Below are 20,441 nucleotides of genomic sequence, written 5' to 3' on the forward strand. Positions count from 1 at the left end.
CGTCGAGGGAAGAAAGATGGCGGCGTAACGCCGCCGCAACACGGCAGGCCCTCACGCCCGCTGCACAAAGCTGTCCACGACCTTCTTCTCGCCGGCCTTGTCGAAGGCGATGGTGAGCTTGTTGCCGTCGATCCTGGTGACGCGGCCGTAGCCGAATTTCTGGTGGAAGACGCGGTCGGCGAGCGAGAATTCCGAGGTCGTGCCGGTGGATTTGGCCACCAGCTCGCCCTCGATCGTCATCGGCCCGCGGCGGCGCGAGGAGAAGCTGCCGAAATCAGGCGAGGACGACGAGGATGAAGAGGACGAAAACGACGAGGCCTCTTCCTCCAAACCGCCGCGACCGCCGCCATTGCGACCGCCACCGCGGTTGCGGTTGGCCTGGGCGCGCTGCCAGCCGGGGGTCGAATAGGTCGACCCGAACGCCTCCATGTCGTCGAAGCGCGAGGCGCCGTAGCCGCCGGTGCCGCCCCAGGCCGAGCCGCCCTTGGATTCCGTGATCTCGACATTGGCCGCCGGCAGTTCGTCGAGGAAGCGTGAGGGGATCGTGGTCGACCAGGTGCCATGGATTCGGCGATTGGTGGCAAAGTAGATTTTGGCCCGGCGCCGTGCGCGGGTCAGGCCGACATGGCCGAGCCGGCGCTCTTCCTCGAGCCCCGCGCGGCCCTGTTCGTCCAGCGTGCGCTGGCTCGGAAACAGGCCTTCCTCCCAGCCGGGCAGGAACACGTTGTCGAATTCGAGCCCCTTGGCGGAATGCAGCGTCATCAGCGACACTGCGTCTTCCTCGGCGCCGCCGTCGCGGTCCATCACCAGCGAGATGTGCTCGAGGAATCCTTGCAGGTTCTCGAACTCCTCCATCGAGCGCACGAGTTCTTTCAGGTTCTCGAGCCGGCCCGCGGCATCCGCCGAACGGTCCTTCTGCCACATCTCGGTATAGCCGCTCTCGTCGAGCACGATCTGGGCCAGATCAGTGTGCGCGGTCACTTCGCGCTGGGCGCGCCAGCGGTCGAACTGGGCGACGAGATCGCGAAGGGAGCCGCGCGCCTTCGGCTTCAGTTCGTCGGTGTCGACCACGGCCCGTGCCGCTTCGAACAGCGGAATGCGTCGCTTGCGGGCGTGATCGTGCAGCATCTGCACGGTGGCATCGCCAAGCCCGCGCTTGGGCGTGTTGACGATGCGCTCGAAGGCGAGATCGTCGGCCGGCGAATTGATGACGCGCAGATACGCCAGCGCATCGCGGATTTCGGCGCGCTCATAGAAGCGCGGGCCGCCGATCACGCGGTAGGGCAGGCCGAGCGTGACGAACCGGTCTTCGAACTCGCGCATCTGGTAGGAGGCGCGCACCAGGATCGCGATCTCGTTGAGCTTGTCGCCCTGGCGCTGGATCTGCTCGATCTCCTCGCCGATGCCGCGGGCTTCCTCTTCCGAATCCCAGGAGCCGGTGACCGTGACCTTTTCGCCGTCCTGGTCCTCGGTGCGCAGCGTCTTGCCGAGCCGGCCCTCATTATGCGCGATCAGATGCGAAGCGGCGGCGAGGATGTGGCCGGTCGAGCGGTAGTTGCGTTCGAGGCGAATGACCTTGGCGCCGGGAAAATCGTGGTCGAAGCGCAGGATGTTGTCGACCTCGGCGCCGCGCCAGCCATAGATCGACTGGTCGTCGTCGCCGACGCAGCAGATGTTTTTGACGTGGGTCTTCTGCTCCCTCGCCCCGCTCGCGGGGAGAGGGTCGGGGTGAGGGGGAGTCTCCACCAGCGCGGTGCTCGGAGAGTCCCCCTCACCCGCCGCGCTCTGGCGCGCGATTGCGCTGCCGAGCGCGTCGGCCTCTCCCCGCAAGCGGGGAGAGGCGAAGGAAGAAGCCACCGGCGCCTGCGACAGCAGCCGCAGCCACAGATACTGCGCGACGTTGGTGTCCTGATATTCGTCGACCAGGATGAATTTGAAGCGCTGCTGGTACTGCCGAAGAATATCCGGGTGCTCGCGGAAGATGCGGATGTCTTCGAGCAGCAGGTCGCCGAAATCGGCCGCGTTCAAAATCTTCAGCCGCTCCTGGTAGCTCGCATAGAGCTTGCCGCCCTTGCCGTTGGCGAAGACAGCGGCTTCACCGGCGGGCACCTGCGACGGGGTCAGGCCGCGGTTCTTCCAGCCGTCGATCAGGCCGGCCAGCATGCGTGCCGGCCAGCGCTTGTCGTCGATGTTGTCGGCCTGCAGGAGCTGCTTCAGCAGCCGCACCTGGTCGTCGACGTCGAGCACGGTGAAGTTGGACTTGAGCTGCGCCAGCTCCGCATGGGTCCGCAGGATGCGGCCGCCGATGGAGTGGAAGGTGCCGAGCCACGGCATGCCCTCGACGGCGTGGCCGAGCATCTGGCCGAGCCGGTGCTTCATCTCGCGCGCGGCCTTGTTGGTGAAGGTCACCGACAGGATCTCGGCGGGGCGGGCGCGGCCCTGGCTCAGGATATGGGCGATGCGCGTGGTCAGCACGCGCGTCTTGCCGGTGCCGGCGCCGGCCAGCACCAGGACCGGGCCGTCCAGCGTTTCCACGGCGTCGCGCTGCTCGGGATTGAGGCCTGACAGATATTTCGGTCCCACCGAGGCGCGCGCGCGCGCGGCAATGCCGCCGGCCGCGGGCTGGTGGTCGGGGACGCTCTCGGAGGTGATCTTGCTTGGCTCGGTCATACGAATCATTGGCCCACGATGGCACCGCGCCGTCGCGGGAGGGAGCCTTCATAACAGGGATTGGTGGCTATATGGGGCGGCGAGGCGGGGTTTTCCACGTGCGCCGAGGGGCGATTTGTTCCTGCAGACCAGGCGAATTTCCGGCTCCAGCGGGCCGGAACCATCGTTCCGAGTCGGAGATTGTTTGTGCAAGTGAGGCGCGTCAGCCGCGCCGATCGCAGACAGACATCAAAACAGAGGTTTTGACCATGCTAAGCTGGGTTGTGACGTTTCTGGTTATCGCACTGATCGCCGGTATCCTGGGCTTTGGCGGCCTCGCCGGCGCGTCGATCGAAATCGCCAAGATCATCTTCTTCGTCGCGGTCGTCCTGTTCCTGGTCTCGGCCGTTGTCGGCCTCGCCCGCGGCCGCACCAGGATCTAGTGGGCCTATCGCTTCGCGGGCATCGCTACGTTCCGGCCGATGCCCTCGGGCCGCGTCAGCGAGCTGTGAGCCTTGGCGACCCCCGCGATACGTTGCTGGATGTCGGGCGGGAACGGCGCTACGCGCCGCGCATTCATGTCCATGTGTAGCGACATGTTCTCCGAGGTGGCCGACAGCCAGCCTTCGGTCGCGTGCCGAAGCTCCTCGAACGTATGCAGCCGCTTGTCGTCGGCTTCGAGCAGCCACACCAAAATCTGCACGGGATCGCCGAGGTGGATCTCGCGCAAATAGCGCACATGGCATTCGGCGGTGAAGGTCGAGCCGTGGCGCTCCTTCTTGTAGACCGGACCGATCCCGAGCTCGAGCCAGAACTCGTCGATCGCCCGGTCGAACATCACGTTGTAATAGGCCATGTTGAGATGGCCGTTATAGTCGATCCATTGCGGCTCGATCTGCATGATCGAGCCGCGGAACGGCTCGGCTTTGGGCGCTGCGACGGCGGTCTCCGGCATGTTTCATTCCCTGGCTATGCGTCCGGTCGCTTGACTTGACCGGTTAGATGTCCTTTGCCACGGTTCTTCTGTCGGGAGGAATGTCCGTGGGCACCACCATCACCAATAATCCGCCGAAGCCGGCGCCGAAAGCCCTCGCAAGCGCGCTGGAGCAGCTTGCCGCACGCTTCGGCAACCGCCTCATCACCTCGCAGGCCGTCCGCGAGCAGCACGGCCATACCACGACGTGGATCGTCAACCAGCCGCCGGATGGCGTGGTGATGGCGCAGGAGACCGCCGACATCCAGGACGTGGTGCGGATCTGCGCCAGGAATGGCGTGCCCGTCATTGCCTTCGGCACCGGCACCTCGCTGGAAGGCCAGGTCAATGCTCCTGCCGGCGGCATCTCGATCGACCTGCGCGACATGAACAAGGTGCTGGCGGTGCATGCCGAGGATCTCGACTGCGTGATCCAGCCCGGCGTCACCCGCAAGGCGCTGAACGAGCATCTGCGCGACCAGGGCCTGTTCTTCCCGATCGATCCCGGCGCGGATGCTTCGCTCGGCGGCATGGCCTCGACGCGCGCCTCCGGCACCAACGCGGTGCGCTACGGCACCATGCGCGACAGCGTGCTGGCGTTGAAGGTCGTGCGCGGCGACGGCGAGATCATCACGACCGGCACGCGTGCGAAGAAATCCTCCGCCGGCTACGACCTGACGCATCTGTTCGTCGGCGCCGAAGGCACGCTCGGCATCATCTCGGAACTGACCATCCGCCTGCGCGGCATCCCCGAGACGATCGCGGCCGGCGCGGTGTCGTTCGAGACGGTGCACGGGGCGTGTCAGGCGGTGATCCTGGCGATACAGACCGGCATTCCGGTGGCGCGCATCGAGCTGCTCAACGCAGCCCAGGTGAAGGCCTGCAATGCCTATTCGAAGCTGACGCTGCCTGAGACGCCGCTGCTGCTGATGGAATTCCACGGCAGCGAGATCGAGGTCGCCGAGCAGTCGAAGGCGTTCGGCGAGATCGCGAAGGACTGCGGCGGCGGCGATTTCTCCTGGACCACCAAGCCCGAGGATCGCACGAAACTGTGGCAGGCACGGCACGACGCCTATTGGTCGGTGAAGGCGCTGCGGCCCGGCGACAGCATTGGCGTGGTCGCGACCGACGTCTGTGTGCCGATCTCGCGGCTTGCCGAGTGCGTCGGCGAGACCGAGGAAGATCTCAAGCGGCTCAATTTGTTGTCACCGATCGTCGGCCATGTCGGCGACGGCAATTTCCACTGCTCGCTGGTCTGTGACACCAACGATGCCGACGAGATGGCGCGCGGCGAGGAGTTCATGCATCGCCTGGTCGAGCGCGCGCAGGCCATGGACGGCACCTGCACCGGCGAGCACGGCATCGGCCAGGGCAAGCAAGAATATCTCAAGGCCGAACTTGGGCCGGAGGCGCTGGACGCGATGCGCGCGCTGAAGAAGGCGCTCGATCCGCAAAACATCTTCAATCCCGGCAAGATCGTGCCGGAGGCGTAGCGGTGCTTGCTGCGTCGCGGTCGAGGAACTTTCCGCAGCCAGGCCGGTTCCAATTCCCGTAAGCTTCCGATGCCTCAATGGCGCGGCGCTGCGGGAGGATGCGATGTTGCGACCGGTCATTGGAATTGCCGTGATGGCGCTTGCCTGCATGCTGGCGGGCACGGCTCTGGGGAAGGGCGGCGGCGGCCATGGCGGTGGGCACGGAGGCGGTCATGGTGGCGGGCACGGAGGTGGTCATGGTGGCGGGCATGGTGGTGGCCATCATGGCGGCGGCCATTTCGGTGGTCACGGTTTCGGGCACGCGCATGGCGGCGGCGGGCATCATGCCGGGATGCGGTTCGCAACAGGAGCCCGACATGGTGGCCCGAACTTCGGTCAGATGCGGAATGCGGCAGTCCGTCCCGCGAATTTCCGCAATGCCCTCAATGTGCACCCCAGCGCCTTCCGCAACGGCCGGCTGATCAGCAATCCGGCGGCGCGAGCCCAGATCGCAGCCGCGGCCGCACTCGCCGGCTGGCACGGCGCCGGCAGCGGATGGTGGCAACATGCGGGGGGCGGTTATGGCTGGGTCGGACCGCTGTTCTGGCCGTTCGCCTATAACGACCTCTACGACTACACGATCTGGGGCGATGGTCTCGGCTTCTGGGGCTACGGCTATCCGGACATCTATGCCGGCATCTTCGCCCCCTATGGTTATGACGGTCTCTCGGCCTATCTGCCGCAGCGACCGCAAGGACGGCGGCAAGCGCGAGGCGTTGCGCTCGATCAGCTTTGCGGCAGCGACCGCCGCGAAATCGTCGGCCTGCCGATCGACCAGATCGCAGCCGCAGTGCTGCCGACGGACGCGCAAGGCGCAAGCCTCGACGAACTCGGCAACGCCTCGATCCAGGCGGCGGAGATGATCCGCGCGTCCTGTCCAGCGCAGGTCGCGGCGACAGCGCCCGGTCGGCTGATGGCAATGCAGCAGCGCGTCGAGGCGATGGAGAAGGCGGTCGATCTGGTTCAGCCCGCCTTGGACAAATTCTATGGTTCGCTCACGGACGAGCAGAAGGCGCGCTTCAATGCGCTGGCCGAGGATCAGCGTCGCGCGACGGCTTCCGGCAATACCAATGGATCGCTGGTCCAGAATTGCGGGGCGTCTGCCGCACTCGATTGGCCCGGCGCCGACATCGAGGCGAGGCTTCATCCCAACGACACCCAGCGCGCTGCGCTCCAGGTGCTCCAGGATACCAGCGCCAAGGTCAGCGCATCGCTCAAGGCTGCCTGCCAGCCCAGTGACGTGATGACGCCGTCGGCGCGAATGGCCGCGATCCGCAAGCGGCTCGATGTGATGCTGGACGGCGTAAAATCGGTTCGCGCTGCGCTGGAGGATTTTTACGCCACGCTGAACGACGAGCAGAAGGCGCAGTTCGAGGCGATCGGGCCACGTCGGACGTCCTGAGCGCGTCGCGAGCCGAGGAGAGCGGCGAAAAAAGCCGCCTCGCCGATCTCGACATGGTTCTCTATGCTGGCGCTGCTGAAGCGCGACAATGCGGGTCTGGAAGACCACGGGTGGCGGGGCGATGAAGTGGTTCGCGAAGCAGAAGCCGGGAGACATCTGGGACGAAGCGATCGAATGGCCGCTCGGCGACATCGAAGCCGCCGAGCGCATCCGCACGATCTGTGAGGCTGCGGCCGCGAGTGCAGCGGGCTCCGCGCGCAACGATAAGAGCGACACCGCGCGCTATGAGCGCGCGGTGAAGGTCGCGATGGAAATCGCAATGAAGATCTCGGATGGCCTGATGCGCGACGACGCGGTCCATCGCATCGTCGATGTCTGCATGAAGGCCAACGACATCAAGACCGCGCAGGTTTTGTTCCGCGCGATCCACGCAAGCTGGATCCGCGAAACGGTGCAGCTGGACTATCCGACGCTGCTGCAGTGAACGCCGTCATTTGACGAGCTTGCGCACGGCCTCGTCCACGCTGTGGAAGACGTGCTCCTTCGGCAGCACATCGAACAATCCAAAGCGCACGAACGCATCCTGCGCGCGCACCGATTCCAGCCGCGCCAGCGCGACCGTGACGCCCTGTTCGTTGCACGCCTTGAAGACGTCGAGCAGGATCTGCGCGGCGGTGAAGTCGATCTCGACCATGCCGCTCGCCTCCAGCACCAACAGTTGCGGCGTGGATGTGGTGAGAACCTTCGTCACGTCGCTCCGGAAGCCGGGCGCGTTGAGGAACGACAACGGCGCCTGAAGGCCGATCACGGCGACACCGGCGATGCGCTCGCCGGTGATGTGCGGGTGCGCCGGCCACCAGATCGTGGTGCCCGGCACGCGCTCGAACTCGATGAGCCGCGCGCGCGTCGTGCTCCAGATGCCGTGCAGCAGCGACAGCACGATGCCGAGGAATGCGCCCTGCTGGATCGGCAGCACGATGATCAGCGCGGCGGTGGCGACGATCAACAGGAACTCGCTGAAGGATTGGCGATAGATCGTCACGATCTGCTTGATGCGGATGATGCGCAGCGCCACGAACAGCAGGATGCCGCCAAGCGCGGCGTCGGGAACGTGCCGCAACAGTCCCGTTCCGAACGCGAGCAGCGCCAGCACGATCATTGCCGCGGCAAGCCCGGCGAGTTGCGATTGTCCGCCGGTCTCCGCGACGATGCCCGTTCGGGGAGGGCTGGCATTGACCGGAAACGCGCCGAACAGGCCGGCCAGCACGCTGCCGGCGCCAGCACCGAGGAAATCGCGATCGACGTCGGCGGGCTTGTCGGGATCGGACGGGAAGGATCGCGTTGTGGCGGCGGTCTGCACCATCACCACGATCGTGATCACGAAGGCGAGAGGCACCAGATGCACCCATTGCTCCGGCGCAAGCTCAGGCAAGGTCGGTCGCGGCAGCGTGCCCGGGACCGCGCCGACCACGCTGACGCCCTTGCTTTCGAGCCCAAGCCCGATCACGGCCAGGGTCGCGGCGACGAGCCCGATCAGCGCGCCCGGAAGTTTTGCGCTGATCTTCTCGGAGGCGAATACAACTCCGAGCACGCCGAAGCCGATGCACAGCGTGAACGGGTTGGTGCGGCCGAGCTCGGTTGCGAGCTCGCCGATGCGATCGAGCGTCGGCCCGCTCGGCGATTCCAGTCCCAGCACGCCCGGCAATTGCGACACGATGATGTGGACGGAGATGCCGGCGAGGAAGCCGACCATGACCGGCACCGACAAGAGGTTCGCGATGCCGCCGAGGCGGAAGGCGCCGCCGGCGAGCATCATCGCGCCGACCATCAGCGCCAGCGCGATGGCGAGACCCTGGTATTCGGGCGAGCCGGCGGCGGCCAGCGCGGCAAGCCCACCGGCAAAGATCGGCGTGATCGTGGAATCCGCGCCGCAGGACAGGAAGCGGTTGCCGCCGAGCAGCGCGAAGCCGAGCGAGCCCGCCATGAAAGCGAAGAAGCCGATCTGCGGTGCGAAGCCGCCGAGCCGCGCGGTGGCCATCTGCTCGGGGATCGCGATTGCCGCCAGCGTCAGCCCCGCCATCAGATCGCCAGGCAGCGAATAGGATTCGAGCGACCGGAACACCGGCCATGCTTTATTGGCGTGAGCATCGTGCGGCATTGGTGTGGAGTCTCCGGAAAGGCTGGCGTCGGCCGATCAGACTACAGCAATTCCGGATTGGAGGGCGGCGGATCGCGAATATCCGCTACTTGTGTGTCCCGGACGCGGTGCAGCGCCACTTGGCGGTGCACCGCAGAGCCGGGACCCGGCCGATACTTTCGTGATGGGCCCCGGCTCTGCAGCGCATCGCCGAAGAGCGCTGCGCTGCGTCCGGGGCACGAGCGTCGTATCGACAATGTCAGTACCTGCCGCGGTTGTAATCGCCGCGTCCCATTCCGCCGCCGCGCCCGCCCATGCCCATGCCAAGACCAATCCCTAGACCGATTCCGACGCCCACGGCTTCGGGCGGCGGACCAGGCGGCGGCGCGCGCTCGACGATCACTTCGTCGGGCGGCGGCCGGCGCTTGGGCGGCGTCTCGACGACCTTGCGCTTCGGCGGCGTGTCGTCGACGCGCTTCTTGATGACCGGGGCGACGGTCGGCCTGATCGGCGTGGCCGGTGTCGTCGGCGCCGTGCACGGGCAGGTCGGCGCCAGCGCGACGGCGATCGGAGCGGGGATCGCAGCGGCCGCAACGGGCAAGGCATAATTGCGGTTCTGCACGCGGAGCAGCAGCCTGCGCGCGGTCGCCGCGAGGTCGCTGTTGTCCCAGTTCGCGAGATAGGCTTCGAAGGATGCGCGGGTGTTGATCGCGACCGCGCGATCCCACGCCAGCATCTGGCGCCGGCGCTCCAGCACCGTGCGCAGGCGCGGCGTATAGGAGGCTTGCGCGTAGAGTTCGACATAGGCCTGGTACGCAGGCACGGTGTCGTCGGCGATCACGAGCTCATAGGCGACCTTGGGGTCCTTGCCCTGCAAATCCTTGCGCCAGTCCTCGACGCTGCGCGTGGCGCTGGCGAGCGCCATCGACGCTGCGCCCTGCGTTGCAGGCGGCTGCTGGCCGCTGCTGTCGCCGAAGAATTTGAAGTCGGTCGTCAGCGACGAGCTTTCCCAGGGGATCTGCCGCCCGTCGGTCGACTGTGCCACGGCGATGCGAATGCGCTTGAACACCTCCTCGATCGGGATGTTCGGTTGCTTCGCAACCGTTAGTGCCGCGGTGGTGTAGGGGCTGTCGGCGCCGGAGCCGTCCTCGGCTTCCGCGCCGGGCGAGGTCGAATAGGAAATGAAGGAGCCGGGCGCGCCAGCCTTGGTGTCGACGATTGCAAGCCCGTGGCCCGCGCCGCTGAGCGCCGGGAACGGATTGTTGCGGCAGGCATCGAGCATGAAGATGCGCGCCCGTGTCGGCAGCGCGCCGAGCGTGTTGAGGAGGTCGTTCAGCCGCACGCCCTCGAGCGGGATGTCGGCCTCGCGTTTCGGGTCGAGATCGACCGGCACCAGATAGTTTTCGCCGTCGATCTGCAAGCCATGGCCGGCATAGAACACCAGCGCGATGGTGTCGGCGCCGCTGGCGCTGACCTTGCCGGCGAAATCAGAGATCGTCTGACGCATCTCGTTCTGCGACAGATTGGGTGCCGCGGTGACGTTGAAGCCGGCATTGCCGAGCAACTCCGTCATGCCTTTGGCGTCATTGGCGGCGTTGGGCAGTTCAGGCACCGTGCGATAGGCGGATTGGCCGATCACCAGCGCAAGCCGCGCTTCGGCCGCGGCATCTGTCGGCGTCATCAGTTGCGTGAGTGCTAGGAGGCCTGAGGCAAGGACTAAATTACAAAGGACTGGACGGCGCATGGTGTCACCTCCATCGGCAATGGCGCGAGGATGTCACCATTTCTAGTCGTAAGCCATGACTCTGTCTGTGCGCTATCTCACGCTCCCGCGTGCAGCAAAATGGGGCAGCAGGTCTGCCGGAGCCGACGCGCCACGCAGTGACCCGTCAGAACAGTCCGCGGTCCCACGGCGGGTCCGGCGAAAAGCGTGCGGCAAAAAAGTCGATGAAGGCGCGCACTTTCGCCGGCGGACGGCGGTCGGGCAGGTACACCGCATGCACCGCGGAGGACTGGATCTCCGGCTGGTCGAGGGGAAGCGCGACAAGCATGCCGGCGCGCAGATCATCGGCGATGATGAAGGTCGGCTGTCGCGCCAGTCCCTGGCCGGCCAGCGTTGCCGCGCGCAGCGCATCGCCATTGTTGGCGCGCAAATTGCCGGAGACCTGAACGCGGATCTCGCCGTCCGCGCCGAACAGCCATTCCGCCGCACTCGCCTGCTGCGAAAGCGTGTAGCCGAGGCAATTATGCGCGGCGAGGTCGGCCACGCTGCGCGGCGTGCCGTGCTTGGCAAGATAGGAGGGCGCGGCGCACACGACCATGCGGTTCGGTGCGAGCCGCCGCGCCACCATGCTGGAGTCGCGCAGCTTGCCGATGCGGATGGCGAGGTCCCAGCCTTCCTCGGCGAGGTCGACCAGGCGATCGTTGAGGCCGAGCTCGATCGTGACCTCGGGATGGCGTTCCGAGAACTCCGCGATGAGCGGCGCGATCTGCCGGGTCCCGAACACGACGGGCACGTTGACGCGCAACAGCCCGCGCGGTTCGACGCGCTCGCGTGCGACCGCGGCGTCGGCTGTCTCCATATCGGCGAGGATCCGCTCGGATGATTCCAGATAGAGGCGGCCCGCCTCGGTGATCGACAGCCGCCGCGTCGTGCGGTGGAACAGCTTGATGCCGAGCCGCGCCTCCAGCGACGCCACATGCTTGGTGACCATGCTCTGCGACAGGCCCATGACCCGGGCCGCGCCGGACAGGCTGCCGATCGCCGCCACCTTGGCGAAGACTTCCAGGCTGGTCAGGCGGTCGAGCATTTATCTCACTCTATAGGTGTGAAGTATAATTCCAGAATAGCGGATTATCATTCAGTTGAGAATAGATCATAGCTCGGTCCAGCAAAGGAGACTGCCATGATCGATTCCCGTACCGCTCCCTACGCCGCGCTGGTGATGCGCGTGACGCTGGGCACGCTTTTCCTGGCCCATGCCAGCCTCAAGCTGTTCGTCTTCACCCCGGCCGGGACCGCCAAGTTTTTCGGCAGCCTCGGCTTCCCGCCTGAGCTCGCCTATGTCGTGATGACCGTGGAAGTGCTGAGCGGCATCGCCCTGATCCTCGGTGTCTGGACCCGCTATGCGGCGCTGGCCGGCATCCCGGTTCTGCTCGGGGCGATCTTCACGGTGCATGGCGCAGCCGGCTTCTTCTTCACCAATCCGAAGGGCGGCTGGGAATTCCCCGCCTTCTGGGCGATCGCGCTGGTCGCGCAGGCGCTGCTCGGCGATGGCGCCTACGCACTGCGTCCGTCGCGTGATGTCGAGGCGGCGAGTGGACAGTTGAGCGCCGCGCATTCGCGCTGACGTCATTGCAGTGTTGAAGCGCGAGAGCTGCGGGACCAGGATCCCGCGGCTCTTTCTTTGTTGTGCTGACGTACGCGAAGCGGGCCAAAGCCAAATCAATCTGCGTTCGGCATTGATCCATACCTGAATTGGATCGATCTGCGTCAATCTTGCCCAGCTCGCCGTTTGGCCGCGATGCGGCATCATCGGAATTAACGGCAAACATAGGCGTTCCGCTGCGGTTTCCGCTGGAGCGCCAGCCTCTCCTAGCTGTCGTAGCACCGCCAGTTGCAACCCTTGCCTGCCCCGACGCTTTGGCCATACAGTCCGCGCAACAGGCTGTGGCAACGACCGCGGCCGCGAATAATAAATACTCGGGGAGAGACCGCGCCATGACCATCGTGCCCGTGAGCCGTCGCACGTTCATCAAATCGTCGACGGCGGTCACCGCCGGCCTCGTGTTCTCTCCCACGATCATCGGCCGCGCCGAAGCCGCGACGATGAAGCTGAAATGCTCCTCCTCGCTGCCGAACGATCCCAAATACGCCAACGGCCGCGTCTACTACGACAATCTAGTCAAGAACCTGAAGGCGAACGGGCTCGGCGAGCAGGTCGAGGTGGCGTTCTTTCCCGACAACCAGCTGGGTCAGGAAATCGACGTCATCAATTCAGTGAAGCTCGGCGTCATCGACCTCATGGTGTCGGGCTCGTCGATCTCGGCCAATCTGGTGCCGCTCGTCGGCACCTTCGATCTCGGCTATCTCTTCACCAGCTTCGAGCAGCAGACCAAGGCGTTCGACGCCGGTGCAGCCAAGCCGATCGAGGACGCGCTGCTCAAGGGCAGCAACATCCGCGTCATCGCCTGGGCCTATAATTTCGGCGCGCGCAGCGTGCTGGCGAAGAAGCCGGTGAAGACGCCGGAGGATCTCGCCGGACTCAAGATCAGGACGCTGCCCAATCCGGTGATCACGGAATGCCTGCGCCTGATGGGCGCAGCCGCGACGCCGCTGGCATTCGGCGAGATCTACACCGCGCTCCAGGCCGGTGTTCTCGATGGGCTCGAGCACGATGCGCCGACCATCCTCGCCAGCAAGTTCTACGAGACATCGAAGCACTATGCGATGACGCAGCACATCTTCTCGCCGCTCGCGATCTATTTCAGCGACATGACCTTCAACCGCATGGATCCAAAGCTGCGCGAAGGTTTTCTTGACGCCGCCAAGAAAGCGGCGGCCGACAGCCGCACCCACGGTCGGGCGGTCGAGAAGGAGGCCTTGGCGACGCTCGGCGAGAAGGGCGTGACCGTGATCGAATGCGATCGCGAGGCCTTCCGCAAGCGCGTGTTGCCGCAGACGGAGAACTTCATGAGGGCGCGGCCGGAGTCCAAGCCGGTCATCGACATCATCCGCGCGACGCAAGCCTGATGTCGGTGATGACAGGCGCCGTGCCGCTCTCGGGCGGCCGCCACGGGAGTATCAGTCTTCTGCTTCGCTTGAGCGACGGGATCGCGGCCATCCTGCTGGCCGCCGACCTCGTGGTGGTCTGCGGCTCCGTGCTGCTGCGCTTCCTCTTCAATGCGCCGGTCGAATGGTCTGACGACGTCGCGCGCGGATTGATGGTCGGCTCGGCTTTCTTCGGTGCGGCAAGCGCGCTTGCACGCGGCGAGAATGTCGGCGTGTCCTTCTTTCGCGATCTGCTGCCGCTGCGGCTGCGCACGCTGGTCGATGCCGCGAGCGCGCTCCTGATCGTGCTGATCTCGGGCTATGTCGCCTATCACGCAGTCAAGCTGGGCTCGTTGACGGCGGGCCAGACCACCGGCTCCGGCCTGCCGCTGGAGCTGACATTCTACCCGATGGGCGTGGGCGCGCTGTTCATGACGGTGTTTGCGATCGACCATCTCTGCGCAAGGCCGTTGCCGGACATCGTCAGGGGCTTCGTTGCGGTTGCCGTGCTGACCGGCCTCTATCTCGCCTGGGATTATCTCTCGCCGTCGACGGTGCCGTCGGCGGGCACGCTGATGTTGATCGGCTTCTTCGCGACGCTGTTCGGCGGATTGCCGATCGGCTTTGCGCTGGCGCTCGCCGCGCTGATCTTCATCTGGGTCGAGGGCGCGCTGCCCGGCGTCATCTTCGCTCAGCAGATGGCGCGCGGCATCGATAATTTCGTGTTGCTCGCGATTCCCTTCTTCATCCTCGTCGGCTACCTCATGGAAGCCAACGGCATGTCGGTGCGCCTGATCGAGCTGTTGCAGCGCGGGGTCGGCCGCATGCGCGGTGGGCTGAACGTCGTGATGGTGGCCTCGATGGTGCTGTTCTCGGGCATCTCGGGCTCGAAGATGGCGGATGTCGCCGCGGTCGGCTCCGTGCTGATCCCGGCGGCGCGTCGCTCAAGGCAGAATCCGGGCGGCGCAGTGGCGCTGCTCGCCGCGTCCGCGGTGATGGCGGAGACCATTCCGCCCTGCATCAATTTGATCATCCTCGGCTTCGTGGCCAACCTGTCGATCGGTGGTCTGTTCATCGCAGGGCTTCTGCCGGCGGCGCTGATGGCGCTGGTCCTGATCGCCGTCTCGATCATCTTCGGCAAGCGGCCGGCGGAGACCGAGGAGGTCGAGCCACAGGTTCCGGTGTCGGGTCTGTGGAGCGGCGCGATCGCGTCGTTCGGCCTGATCTTCATGATCTTCTTCGGTTTCAAGAGCGGCTTTGCCACGGCGACTGAAATCTCCGCTTTCGCCGTGGCCTATGCGCTCGTCGTCGGCAGCCTCGTATTCCGCGAGCTCAGCTTCAAATCGGCCGCGCACAGTTTTGTCCAGGCGGCGACGCGCGCAGGGCTCGTGCTGTTCATCGTCGCCGCTGCGCAGTCGCTTGCCTTCACGCTGACCTTGCAGCAAGTGCCGCATGCGGTCGGCGAGATCATGCTGGGATTGTCCAAGACCAGCGGCGTCTGGATGTTCATTCTGCTCGCGATCGCGGTGCTGATCGTGATGGGCTCGGTGCTGGAAGGCGCGGCCGCGCTCATCATCTTCGGGCCGCTGCTGTTGCCGGTGGCGGTGCAGCTCGGCATCGATCCCCTGCATTTCGGCGTCGTGCTCGTGATCGCGATGGGCATCGGCCTGTTCGCGCCGCCGCTCGGGCTCGGGCTTTACGGCGCCTGTCTGATCGGCAATGTGCCGATCGAGCAGACGGTGAAGCCGATCATGGGCTATCTGGGCCTGCTGCTGCTCTGCCTGCTGGTGATCGCGTTCGTGCCGTCGCTCTCGACCGCGCTGCCGCGCGCGTTCGGCTACTGAAGGAGTTTGCCGTGAAGGTCCTGCTGGCCCACACGCCGGACATGCGACGCAATTACTACGGCGATCGAAGCCTGAACGGCCTGCGCGCGATCGCCGACGTGATCCTGCATGAGGGCGATCAGCCGCTCGATGCAGCTAGCCTCCTGCTCGCGGCAAAGGACGCCGACATCATCGTCGCCGATCGCATGACCGAAGGCCGCGGTGAGATCTTTGCGCAACTGCCGCGCCTGCGCGCCTTCGTCCGCTGCGCCGTCGACATCCGCAACGTGGATGTCGAGGCGGCCTCGCAAGCAGGTGTGCTCGTGACCCGCGCCGGTCCAGGCTTCGTGCAGGCGGTCGCCGAGCTCGCGGTTGGCTTCATGGTCGACCTGTCGCGCGGCGTGTCACGGGCGACCGCCGACTACCACGCCGGCCGCAAGCCCGAGGCGCGGATGGGCCGCCAGCTTGCCGGCAGCAAAATCGGCATCATCGGCTATGGCAGCATCGGGCGTTACCTTGCCGAGATCGCCAAGGTGATGCGCATGGAGGTGCTGGTCTCCGATCCCTTCGCGACTGTCAGCGACAGCGCGATCAGGCAGGTCGCACTCGACGAGCTCCTGACCGCCTCCGACTACGTCGTCTGCCTTGCGGTCGCGAACGAGCAGACGGAGAAGCTGATCGGGGAGGCGGCGCTGGCGCGCATGCAGACGCACGCCGTTTTCATCAACCTCTCGCGCGGCAATCTCGTCGACGAGGCGGCACTGGCGAAGGTGCTATTGGAGAACCGCATCGCGGGTGCGGCAATGGATGTCGGCCGTGCGCCCGACCAGATGCCGACGCCCGAGCTGGCGAAATTGCCGAACGTGGTCGCGACTCCGCATGTCGGTGGATTGACGCCGCAGGCGATCGAATACCAGTCGCTGGAAACCGTGCGACAGGTGGACGCGATCGTCAAAGGCGATGCCCCGCAGGGTGCCGTCAATGCCGAACGTTGGACTCGGCGGCCCTGAATCCACGCTCCCTCCGTTCCCTCCCCCCTTGCGGGAGGGGCTGGGAGGGGGGTGCCACACCGGGACTCTTTCCTTCGAGCAGACGCCGCGCGCCGCATCGTGAACAACGGACGCACCTTTTGCTGGGCTACCCCTCTCCCTAGCCCTCTTCGGGGAGGGGGGAGGGAACGCACTTTCATCGGCGGAGCTATGATTTCGCTACGCCTTACAGCCGGTCGACCGACCTGAACGTCCCGTCCTTCTGGATCACCGTCAAGAACACCTTTGGCGGCGCGTCAATGGCGCGTGCGCCGATGGTGATGACGCTGCCGCTGATGTCGAAGCGGCCGATGTCGTTGATCACGCGGAGCACGTTCGCCCGCGTCGGATTCGGTCCGGCCTTCTCCAACGCCGCGGCCGCGAGGCGGCCGGAGAGATAGCCTTCCAGCGACACGAAGTCGGGTGTCAGCGTCGGGTCGAACACCTTCTGGGAGTCCTGATAGTCGGCGACCAGCTTGAGCGAACGATCCCAGGGAAACGGCACGACCTGCGAGACGATGACGCCTTCGCCCTCCGGGCCGAGTTCTTTCGCGAGCGCATTGGCGCCGACGAAGGAGATGTTGACGAAGGTCGGTGAAAGACCGCTGCGGTGCACGAGCTTGATGAATTCGGCGCAGGGACCGTAGGTCCCGACCATGACGATGGCCTCGGGCTCGGCGCGCTTGATCATCCGCCATGCCGAGCCGACCGCGCGGGTGTTGCGTTCGAACGTGCCTTCCGCGGCGAGCTCGAGGCCGCGCCGGGCGAGCGCATTCTTCACGCCGGCAAGGCCGTCGCGGCCGAAGGAATCGTCCTGGTAGAAGATGCCGATGCGGGTCAAGTGGCGATCTTCCGTGAGGTGTTTGATCCACGCCTCGGCCTCCGCGCCATAGCTCGCGCGGATGTTGACGACGTTCGGAAGTTCGAGGTCGCGCAAGAACTCGGCGCCGCTGAACGGTCCGATGAACGGAATATTCCTGGCGCTGGTGATCGGAATCGTCGCCATCGCGGTCGGCGTCCCCACCGCGCCGATCAGCGCGAACACCTTGTCGTCCTCGATCAGCCGCAGCGTCTGCACCACCGAGCGGTCGGGATCGTAGCCGTCGTCGCGGCTGACGAGTTGAAGCCTGCGGCCGTGGACGCCGCCTCGAGCGTTGATCTCGGTGAATGCCGCGACAATGCCCTGCCGCATGCGTTGTCCGAGCGCGGAGGAGGGGCCCTCGAGCGCAGCCGCCTGACCGAACAGGATTGCATCCTGACTGACGCCGACCTCCTCGGCCCTCGCCGCAAGCGTGGCCACAGCCAGCAGTGCGAAGGTCAGAACGATGCGTGTCGCCGATTGAAACGGTTTCATCAGGAGGTCTTGCTGCATGCGGGAGAAAATCGCGGCGAGCATAGCCGCGTGGCCTGAATAGCTCGCTAACCGGAGCTGCAACGCGACCCCGTAAAACTTCGGGCAAAACAGGCGAGTTACTCTGATAACGCTGGGTCGCGCGCGTACTTCGTTAACTAAGCCGCGCAATGCGGGAAGGCCGGGTTCCGAAATTGTGCAGTTCTTAACTGCGGTCCTTGTCCGATCGCGGTCCCGGCGGTTCAACCAGAAGTTAGCTCCGCCGCAAAGAGGGGACGACGGTTTCGGGATGGGCGATCGCGATCAGAATGATCAGGATCGGGGACGGATGATCGGACGGTGGCGTCTCGCGCCGCTGCTCGGGCTCTATCGTCCTGCGCTCGTTGCAGTCGGCGTCGGTCTCTTGTTCTCGCTGGCGGGCGCGGCGGCGGTGGCGCGGTGGGAAGACCGTGTCAACAGGATCGAGTTCGAGAACGCGGCCGAGACCGAAGCCATCGTCTTGCAGAACGGCATGAACGAATATATCAGCCGGCTCGTCGCGCTGCGCACCCTGTTCGAATCGACCAACGAGGAAATCACCCGCAGCGAGTTCGAGACCTTCAGCGCCCGGCTGTTCGAGCGGCATCCCGGCATGCTGCGCATCGCCTGGCTGCCGCGCGTCAACCGCAAGGAACGCGCCGAATACGAGGCCGCGGCGGTCACGGACGGCCTCTCCAGCTATCGCATCAAATCGCTCCAGGGCGAGGCTTTTGCGGTCGCGCCGCAAAGCGACGAATATTTTCCTGTCTTCTACTCGACCCAGCCGAAGACTTCGTCCGTTTACGGCATGGACTACGCGACCGTTCCGGAACGCCGCGCGGCACTCGAGCGGGCGCGCGACAATGACCGGATCGCCGCCATTCGTGCGCGCCTCTACGAGCCGAGGGAGGGGGGCCGGCTGCCCGATGTCATCGTCGCCGTTCCCGTCTATGCCAAGGGCACCTCGCGCGAGACGGTGGTGGACCGGCGCCGCAATCTCGCAGGCTACGTCGCCGGCGTCGTCGATTTGCCGCTGCTGATGCAGGCCATCCGCGTCACGACCGGGGCAAACCCCGCGGTCAGCGTCAACGTCTATCCGCCCTTCACGGCACGGATCGTCAGTATCGAGGAGGCGCTGCCCGATTATTCGTCCGCGTCATCATCGCCGCAGTCGATGCGCGACGTCGCGCAGGGGCCGCACTGGGCCGGCCATCTCAAGATCGGAGATACTGACTGGCAAGTTCGCGCGATGCCGACGGCCGGCGGCTCGCTGGAGACGACTTACGACCGCGCGGTCGCGGTCCTCACCGTCGGCATGCTGCTGACGCTGTCGCTCGCGACCTATCTGATGCTGGCCAGCCGCAATTCGCGGCGGCTGTCGTTGGCGAACCGGCGCGTGCTCGAGCTTGCGCAGACCGACATCCTGACCGGCCTGCCGAATCGCGCCTTCTTCCTCGCCCGGCTCGACGAGCTCAACGGCCAGCTGATGGACCGCGGTCCGACCTTCTCGATCCTGATGCTCGATCTCGACCGCTTTAAGAACGTCAACGATTCCCTCGGTCACGGCGCCGGCGATGCGCTGCTGCGAAAGGTGGCGCAGCGGCTGAAATCCGCGGTGCGTGCCACCGACGTGCTGGCGCGGCTCGGCGGCGACGAATTCGCCATCATCCAGGAAGGCTGCGAGGATCAGCGGGTCTGCTCGACCGAGCTGGCGGGGCGGATCGCAAAGCTGGTGGCCGAGCCATTCCTCCTGCCCGGACATCGCGTCGAGATCGGCACCAGCATCGGCATTGCGATCGCGCCGGATCACGGCAGCGACCAGGAGCAGCTGCTGAAGAAGGCCGACCTCGCGCTCTATCGTTCGAAATCGGCGGGCCGCAACTGCTTCACGATCTACGACGAGGCGATGTCGGCCGAGCTCGAGGCGCGCAACACGCTGGAAGGGGACTTGCGCGACGCCATCGCGCTTTGCCAGCTCGAAGTGCACTATCAGCCCTTCGTCGACGCCAATAGTGGCGGCCGACACGGTTTTGAGGCGCTGGTGCGCTGGCGGCACCCGACCCGCGGACTGATTCCGCCGGACCAGTTCATACCGCTGGCCGAGGAAACCGGGCTGATCGTGCCGCTCGGCGAATTCGTGCTTCGGCGCGCCTGCGCGGACGCCGCCGCCTGGCCCTCGAATCTGATGGTCGCCGTGAACCTGTCGCCGATCCAGTTCAAGGAAGCCGATCTGTTCGACATGATCTGTGCGGCGCTGAGAGATTCCGGGCTGTCGCCGCAACGGCTCGAGATCGAGATCACCGAGTCGGTCCTGCTGGAGCGCGGTGCCGAGAACCACGCCTTCATGGAGCGGCTGAAGCACATCGGCATCGAGCTCGCGCTCGACGATTTCGGCACCGGCTATTCATCGCTCAGCTATCTCACGGCGTTTCCGTTCGACAAGATCAAGATCGACAAGTCGTTCATTCGCAATCTCACGCACCAGCCGCGCAGCTCGGCGATCATCTCCGCGATCGCGACGCTGGCGCGCGGCCTGGACATGTCGGTGACCGCCGAGGGGGTCGAGACCCGCGAGGAGTACGAGCGCCTGAAGGCGCTCGGCGTCAACTTCGCGCAAGGCTATCTGTTCGGCCGACCGCTGCCGATCGACCGGATCGAGCTTGACGTGTCCGGTCAGCCTTCGCAGCTCGACGCGGCCTGAGCTTGCTGTCCGACGGGCATGCGCGAAAAGCGCTTGACCCGGACAGCCCCAGATGG

General features: G+C 65.7%; 16 protein-coding genes. 9 read left to right on the forward strand and 7 right to left on the reverse strand.

Translation table 11 applies throughout. The features are described from left to right. Positions 1–51: 51 nt before the first annotated feature. The gene (locus ABIB73_RS11145) at positions 52–2,679 is read right to left on the reverse strand and encodes an ATP-dependent helicase (protein WP_354223897.1); all 2,628 of its coding nucleotides are present in this window, start codon (positions 2,677–2,679) and stop codon (positions 52–54) included. A 239-nt stretch (positions 2,680–2,918) separates the two neighbouring features. Between ABIB73_RS11145 and ABIB73_RS11150 the strand changes: the two genes are divergently transcribed. Continuing rightward, positions 2,919–3,092, forward strand: coding sequence for a DUF1328 domain-containing protein (locus ABIB73_RS11150; protein WP_354223899.1), 174 nt, complete (start codon positions 2,919–2,921; stop codon positions 3,090–3,092). 5 nt (positions 3,093–3,097) lie between these two features. Here ABIB73_RS11150 and ABIB73_RS11155 read toward each other — a convergent pair whose 3' ends face one another. Then, complete coding sequence (locus ABIB73_RS11155; protein WP_354223901.1) at positions 3,098–3,604, reverse strand: thioesterase family protein; 507 nt, start codon at positions 3,602–3,604, stop codon at positions 3,098–3,100. An 86-nt stretch (positions 3,605–3,690) separates the two neighbouring features. On the opposite strand from ABIB73_RS11155, the gene ABIB73_RS11160 reads away from it, so the two are divergent. Beyond that, on the forward strand, positions 3,691–5,115 hold the full coding sequence (locus tag ABIB73_RS11160; protein ID WP_354223903.1) for an FAD-binding oxidoreductase: 1,425 nt from the start codon (positions 3,691–3,693) through the stop codon (positions 5,113–5,115). On the opposite strand, the gene ABIB73_RS11165 is transcribed toward ABIB73_RS11160, so the two are convergent. Beyond that, positions 5,084–5,548 (reverse strand): hypothetical protein, encoded by a 465-nt coding sequence (locus tag ABIB73_RS11165; protein WP_354223905.1) that lies wholly within the window; start codon positions 5,546–5,548, stop codon positions 5,084–5,086. The genes ABIB73_RS11160 and ABIB73_RS11165 overlap by 32 nt on opposite strands. Between ABIB73_RS11165 and ABIB73_RS11170 the strand changes: the two genes are divergently transcribed. Together ABIB73_RS11170 and ABIB73_RS11175 are read left to right on the forward strand one after the other, a co-directional pair. Next, the gene (locus tag ABIB73_RS11170) at positions 5,543–6,556 is read left to right on the forward strand and encodes a Spy/CpxP family protein refolding chaperone (RefSeq protein WP_354223907.1); all 1,014 of its coding nucleotides are present in this window, start codon (positions 5,543–5,545) and stop codon (positions 6,554–6,556) included. The two genes, ABIB73_RS11165 and ABIB73_RS11170, sit on opposite strands and share 6 nt — an antisense overlap. 121 nt (positions 6,557–6,677) lie before the next feature. Beyond that, positions 6,678–7,040, forward strand: a complete 363-nt coding sequence (locus ABIB73_RS11175; RefSeq protein WP_354224280.1) for a hypothetical protein — start codon at positions 6,678–6,680, stop codon at positions 7,038–7,040. Between the two features lie 6 nt (positions 7,041–7,046). Here ABIB73_RS11175 and ABIB73_RS11180 read toward each other — a convergent pair whose 3' ends face one another. From ABIB73_RS11180 to ABIB73_RS11190, 3 genes are all read right to left on the reverse strand, one after another. Next, positions 7,047–8,714, reverse strand: a complete 1,668-nt coding sequence (locus ABIB73_RS11180) for a SulP family inorganic anion transporter (RefSeq protein ID WP_354223909.1) — start codon at positions 8,712–8,714, stop codon at positions 7,047–7,049. Between the two features lie 238 nt (positions 8,715–8,952). Further along, positions 8,953–10,437: a caspase family protein gene (locus ABIB73_RS11185; RefSeq protein ID WP_354223911.1), complete on the reverse strand. Its 1,485-nt coding sequence runs from the start codon at positions 10,435–10,437 to the stop codon at positions 8,953–8,955. A 145-nt stretch (positions 10,438–10,582) separates the two neighbouring features. Then, positions 10,583–11,503, reverse strand: coding sequence for a LysR family transcriptional regulator (locus ABIB73_RS11190; RefSeq protein WP_354223913.1), 921 nt, complete (start codon positions 11,501–11,503; stop codon positions 10,583–10,585). 96 nt (positions 11,504–11,599) lie between these two features. Between ABIB73_RS11190 and ABIB73_RS11195 the strand changes: the two genes are divergently transcribed. From ABIB73_RS11195 to ABIB73_RS11210, 4 genes are all read left to right on the forward strand, one after another. Further along, positions 11,600–12,043: a DoxX family protein gene (locus ABIB73_RS11195; RefSeq protein WP_354223915.1), complete on the forward strand. Its 444-nt coding sequence runs from the start codon at positions 11,600–11,602 to the stop codon at positions 12,041–12,043. A 371-nt stretch (positions 12,044–12,414) separates the two neighbouring features. Next, the gene (locus tag ABIB73_RS11200) at positions 12,415–13,446 is read left to right on the forward strand and encodes a TRAP transporter substrate-binding protein (protein WP_354223917.1); all 1,032 of its coding nucleotides are present in this window, start codon (positions 12,415–12,417) and stop codon (positions 13,444–13,446) included. Positions 13,447–13,454: 8 nt separating this feature from the next. Then, positions 13,455–15,308 carry a TRAP transporter large permease gene (locus ABIB73_RS11205; RefSeq protein WP_354224282.1) on the forward strand — a complete coding sequence of 618 codons (1,854 nt, stop codon included), beginning with the start codon at positions 13,455–13,457 and terminating at the stop codon, positions 15,306–15,308. 11 nt (positions 15,309–15,319) lie between these two features. Next, the gene (locus tag ABIB73_RS11210; RefSeq protein WP_354223919.1) at positions 15,320–16,297 is read left to right on the forward strand and encodes an NAD(P)-dependent oxidoreductase; all 978 of its coding nucleotides are present in this window, start codon (positions 15,320–15,322) and stop codon (positions 16,295–16,297) included. Between the two features lie 205 nt (positions 16,298–16,502). Here ABIB73_RS11210 and ABIB73_RS11215 read toward each other — a convergent pair whose 3' ends face one another. Continuing rightward, complete coding sequence (locus ABIB73_RS11215; protein ID WP_354223921.1) at positions 16,503–17,669, reverse strand: ABC transporter substrate-binding protein; 1,167 nt, start codon at positions 17,667–17,669, stop codon at positions 16,503–16,505. A gap of 325 nt (positions 17,670–17,994) precedes the next feature. Here ABIB73_RS11215 and ABIB73_RS11220 point away from each other — a divergent pair, with 325 nt between their 5' ends. Further along, entirely contained in the window at positions 17,995–20,385 is a 2,391-nt protein-coding gene (locus ABIB73_RS11220) for a bifunctional diguanylate cyclase/phosphodiesterase (RefSeq protein WP_354223923.1), read from the forward strand. Positions 20,386–20,441 lie beyond the last annotated feature (56 nt).

Origin of the sequence: Bradyrhizobium sp. F1.4.3, from assembly GCF_040548375.1 — a bacterium.
GTDB lineage: Bacteria > Pseudomonadota > Alphaproteobacteria > Rhizobiales > Xanthobacteraceae > Bradyrhizobium.

What these genes read in the sequence shown, in the direction of transcription:
- ABIB73_RS11190 (WP_354223913.1), bottom strand. Translation starts at nt 11,503, where the DNA reads ATGCTCGACCGCCTGACCAGCCTGGAAGTCTTCGCCAAGGTGGCGGCG.
- ABIB73_RS11200 (WP_354223917.1), top strand. Translation starts at nt 12,415, where the DNA reads ATGACCATCGTGCCCGTGAGCCGTCGCACGTTCATCAAATCGTCGACG.
- ABIB73_RS11145 (WP_354223897.1), bottom strand. Translation starts at nt 2,679, where the DNA reads ATGATTCGTATGACCGAGCCAAGCAAGATCACCTCCGAGAGCGTCCCC.
- ABIB73_RS11155 (WP_354223901.1), bottom strand. Translation starts at nt 3,604, where the DNA reads ATGCCGGAGACCGCCGTCGCAGCGCCCAAAGCCGAGCCGTTCCGCGGC.
- ABIB73_RS11220 (WP_354223923.1), top strand. Translation starts at nt 17,995, where the DNA reads ATGATCGGACGGTGGCGTCTCGCGCCGCTGCTCGGGCTCTATCGTCCT.
- ABIB73_RS11180 (WP_354223909.1), bottom strand. Translation starts at nt 8,714, where the DNA reads ATGCCGCACGATGCTCACGCCAATAAAGCATGGCCGGTGTTCCGGTCG.
- ABIB73_RS11150 (WP_354223899.1), top strand. Translation starts at nt 2,919, where the DNA reads ATGCTAAGCTGGGTTGTGACGTTTCTGGTTATCGCACTGATCGCCGGT.
- ABIB73_RS11215 (WP_354223921.1), bottom strand. Translation starts at nt 17,669, where the DNA reads ATGAAACCGTTTCAATCGGCGACACGCATCGTTCTGACCTTCGCACTG.
- ABIB73_RS11205 (WP_354224282.1), top strand. Translation starts at nt 13,455, where the DNA reads ATGACAGGCGCCGTGCCGCTCTCGGGCGGCCGCCACGGGAGTATCAGT.
- ABIB73_RS11195 (WP_354223915.1), top strand. Translation starts at nt 11,600, where the DNA reads ATGATCGATTCCCGTACCGCTCCCTACGCCGCGCTGGTGATGCGCGTG.
- ABIB73_RS11185 (WP_354223911.1), bottom strand. Translation starts at nt 10,437, where the DNA reads ATGCGCCGTCCAGTCCTTTGTAATTTAGTCCTTGCCTCAGGCCTCCTA.
- ABIB73_RS11175 (WP_354224280.1), top strand. Translation starts at nt 6,678, where the DNA reads ATGAAGTGGTTCGCGAAGCAGAAGCCGGGAGACATCTGGGACGAAGCG.